The following is a 3,403-nucleotide window of genomic DNA, read 5'->3' on the forward strand; positions in this document are numbered from 1 at the left end:
CCGTCAGCGCTCGCGTACGCCTCTGCCACCGCCCGCAGTTCCTCGTGGTGGCCGAACACGAGATCCACCCGGGTGGCCGTCCATCTCCTCGCACCCGTGGCCCTGTCGTACCCGTGGAACAGGTACCGGCGCTCGTCGGCCTGCTTCCATTCCGTGCCCATGTCCAGGAGGTTCACGAAGAACGCGTTCGTGAGGGTGCCCGGGGTCTCGGTGAGCACCCCGTGGGATCCATCGCCGTAAACGGCGCCGAGGGCCCGCAGCCCGCCCACGAGCGCGGTCATCTCGGGCACGGTGAGCGTGAGCAGTTGGGCCCTGTCCACCAGGCGATACTCGGGGGTGCTCAGCACGTCGGCCTCGTCGAAGGGTTCCCCGTCCTTCCAGTAGTTGCGAAAGCCGTCGGCCACGGGCTCCATGGCGGCGTAGAGGTCCACGTCGGTCTGCTCCTGGGTCGCGTCGACCCGCCCCGGCACGAAGGGCACGGGGATCTCCAATCCGGCCTTCCTTGCCGCCGCCTCCACGGCTGCGCAGCCCCCGAGCACGATCAGATCCGCCAGGGAAACCCGTTTGCCGCCGGCCTGCCGCTCGTTGAACCGCTTCTGGATCCCCTCGTAGGCGGCGAGCACCTCGGCCAGGTCTTCCGGCTGGTTGACCGGCCAGTCCCTCTGGGGGGCGAGCCGGATCCGGGAGCCGTTGGCCCCGCCGCGCCGGTCCGAGTCCCGGTAGGTGGCGGCCGACGACCAGGCCGTGTAGACGAGCCGGGAAACGCCCAGGCCAGAGGCCAAAATCTCGTCCTTGAGCGCCCGGATGTCCGCTTCGTCGATCAGTTCGTGATCCCGGTCGGGGAGGGGATCCTGCCAGACAAACACCTCGGCCGGGACCTCCGGCCCCAGGTAGCAGGGACGCGGCCCCAGATCCCGGTGGATGAGCTTGAACCACGCCCGGGCGAAGGCCTGCTCGAACTCCCCGGGGTTTTCGAGGAACCGCCGGGCGATCTTGGCGTAGTCCGGGTCGAACCGCAGGGCGAGGTCCGCCGTAAGCATCATGGGCGGGTGCTTCTTGTTCGGGTCGTGGGCGTCGGGGATGATGGGCTTGGCGTCCTTGGCGATCCACTGCTTCTTCCCGGCCGGGCTTTCGGTCAGTTCCCACTCGTTGTGAAAGAGCAGGTGGAGATACTGGATCCCGAACCGGGTGGGCGTCGGCGACCACGCGAGTTCGAACCCCGAGGTGAACGCGTGGGGCCCCTTCCCGGTCTTGTAGCCGAACCTCCACCCGAGGCCCTGTTCCTCGGTCGGGGAGGACGCCGGTTCCGGGCCGAGGTGGGTGTCGGGCGCCGCGCCGTGGCACTTGCCGAAGGCGTGGCCCCCGGCGATGAGGGCCACGGTCTCCTCGTCGTTCATGCCCATGCGGGCGAAGGCCACCCGGATCTCCTTGGCCGACCCCACGGGGTCGGGGTTGCCCCCGGGCCCCTGGGGGTTCACATAGATGAGCCCCATCTCCGTTGCGGCCAGCGGTTTTTCCAGTTCCCCGCCCCGGAATCGCTTGTCCCCCGTGAGCATCTCCTCCTCGGGGCCCCAGTCCGGGCTCTCGTCGGGTTCCCAGATGTCCTCCCGGCCCAGCCCGAACCCGATCAGCTTTACGCCCATGGATTCCAGGGCCACGTTCCCGGCGAGCACGATGAGGTCGGCCCAGGAGAGTTTCCGGCCGTACTTTTGCTTCACGGGCCAGAGGAGCCGGATCGCCTTGTCGAGGCCGATGTTGTCGGGCCAGTCGATCCGGGGGGCGAACCGGATCGACCCGTTCCGGGCCCCGCCCCGTCCGTCGTGGATCCGGTAGGACCCCGCGCTGTGCCAGGCGAGCCGGATGAACAGGGGGCCGTAATGCCCGAAGTCGGCCGGCCACCAGTCCTGGGGGGTGGTCATGAGGGTCCGGAGGTCCTCCTTGACGGCGGCGAGGTCCAGCCCGGCGCACTCTTTCGCGTAGTCGTAATCGGGCCCGTAGGGGTTGGCGTTCGGGCAGTGCTGGCGAAGGATCTTGAGATTCAGCCGGTTCGGCCACCAATCGGTGATCCACCGCTTCCTCGGTTTCCTCTCGTTCGGTTCCATGTCGGGTTCCTCCCTCTCGCGGGTTCGTTGCCGTGGGCTGCTGCGGTGCGACGCGGCCCGCTACCAGGCCTCCACGAAGAGTTCGAAGTGGTCCCGGGGGTGGGCGCACGAGGGGCACTCCTCCGGGGCTTCGGGTCCCTCGTGGAGATACCCGCAGTTGCGGCACTTCCAGACGACGGGTTCCTCCCGCCGGAACACGCGTCCCGCCTCCACGTTGGCCGCCAGGGCCCGGTACCGGGCCTCGTGGTGCTTCTCGGCCACGGCGATGGCCAGGAACACCTCCGCGATCTCGTCGAACCCCTCCTCCCGAGCCACCCGGGCAAACTCCGGGTACATCTGGGTGTGCTCGTAGTTCTCCCCGGCCGCCGCCGCGAGCAGGTTCTCCAGGGTGGACCCGATCACACCGGCCGGAAAGGACGCCTGCACCTCCGCCTCGCCCCCTTCCAGGAACTTGAAGAGCCGCTTCGCGTGCTCCTTCTCCTGGTCGGCCGTTTCCTGGAAGATCGCCGAGATCTGGACGAACCCTTCCTTTCGGGCCTTGCTCGCGAAGTAGGTGTACCGGTTTCGGGCCTGGGATTCCCCGCAGAAAGCGGTCAGGAGATTCTTCTCGGTCTGCGTTCCCTTGATCGATGCCATGACGGGTCTCCTTTCGGCCGCGTGCGCGGACCGGGTGAGGGTTGGTGATGGTGGCAGGGTGCCACGGCGGGGGAGTCTGTCAAGAGGATTTCCTAAAAAGGAAGTGCCTTGCTATAGGGCCACGGAGTCCTGGCACGTCGGCAGCATGGAGGAAGGGGGTGGCTTGTCAAGGCAAACCGCTTCGCGGGGGACTCCAAGGGGCAAACATGGCGGTTGACAGGCGGGCCGCCGCCGTCGTATCGTCCGGCGCACAACTGGAAGGAACGCCCGCCGGTGCCCCCCTGGGGCTGAAAAGGGAAGAGGGGTGCGATTCCCCCGCGGACCCGCCGCTGTGAGCGCTGACGAAGGGCCTTGATGCCACTGGCCGAAACGGCTGGGAAGGCGGCCCGGAGGACGACGCGCGAGCCAGAAGACCTGCCGGCAGACGGGCGACCCACACGAACCTCCCCGGGGTTTTGGGAGGGTGGGACTGCACCCCGGCGCTTCGAAAACGGGAAGCCCGCACGCCATGGCGCGTGCGGGCTTTTTTCGGTACGCCCGGCATGGGCACTGGCTTGGAGGTGAAAGTCCTCCCCCGAGTAGGTCACGACGAGGGAAGGGAAGCGCAAGGGCGTGAGGGCGACCGAGCGTCCGGAGGAAGCGTGGAACGAACCCACGGGCCGACG

Annotated in this window: 2 protein-coding genes and 1 riboswitch; both genes read right to left on the bottom strand. The window is 68.2% G+C overall.

All coding sequences use genetic code 11. The annotated features are described in order from the left end of the window. A partial coding sequence (katG, locus tag ACY0I8_RS17145; protein WP_461395721.1) for a catalase/peroxidase HPI occupies nucleotides 1–2,102 on the bottom strand: 2,102 nt, incomplete at its 3' end. Between the two features lie 60 nt (nucleotides 2,103–2,162). Then, a complete protein-coding gene (rbr, locus tag ACY0I8_RS17150) occupies nucleotides 2,163–2,738 on the bottom strand; it encodes a rubrerythrin (protein WP_461395722.1) in 576 nt (191 codons plus the stop codon). 254 nt (nucleotides 2,739–2,992) lie between these two features. Then, a riboswitch (cobalamin riboswitch) is annotated at nucleotides 2,993–3,174 on the top strand. Nucleotides 3,175–3,403: the final 229 nt, after the last annotated feature.

Source organism: Deferrisoma sp. (assembly GCF_054681715.1).

Bases quoted from the DNA above. Each gene is read 5' to 3' on its own strand.
- rbr (WP_461395722.1), bottom strand. From the start codon at position 2,738: ATGGCATCGATCAAGGGAACGCAGACCGAGAAGAATCTCCTGACCGCT.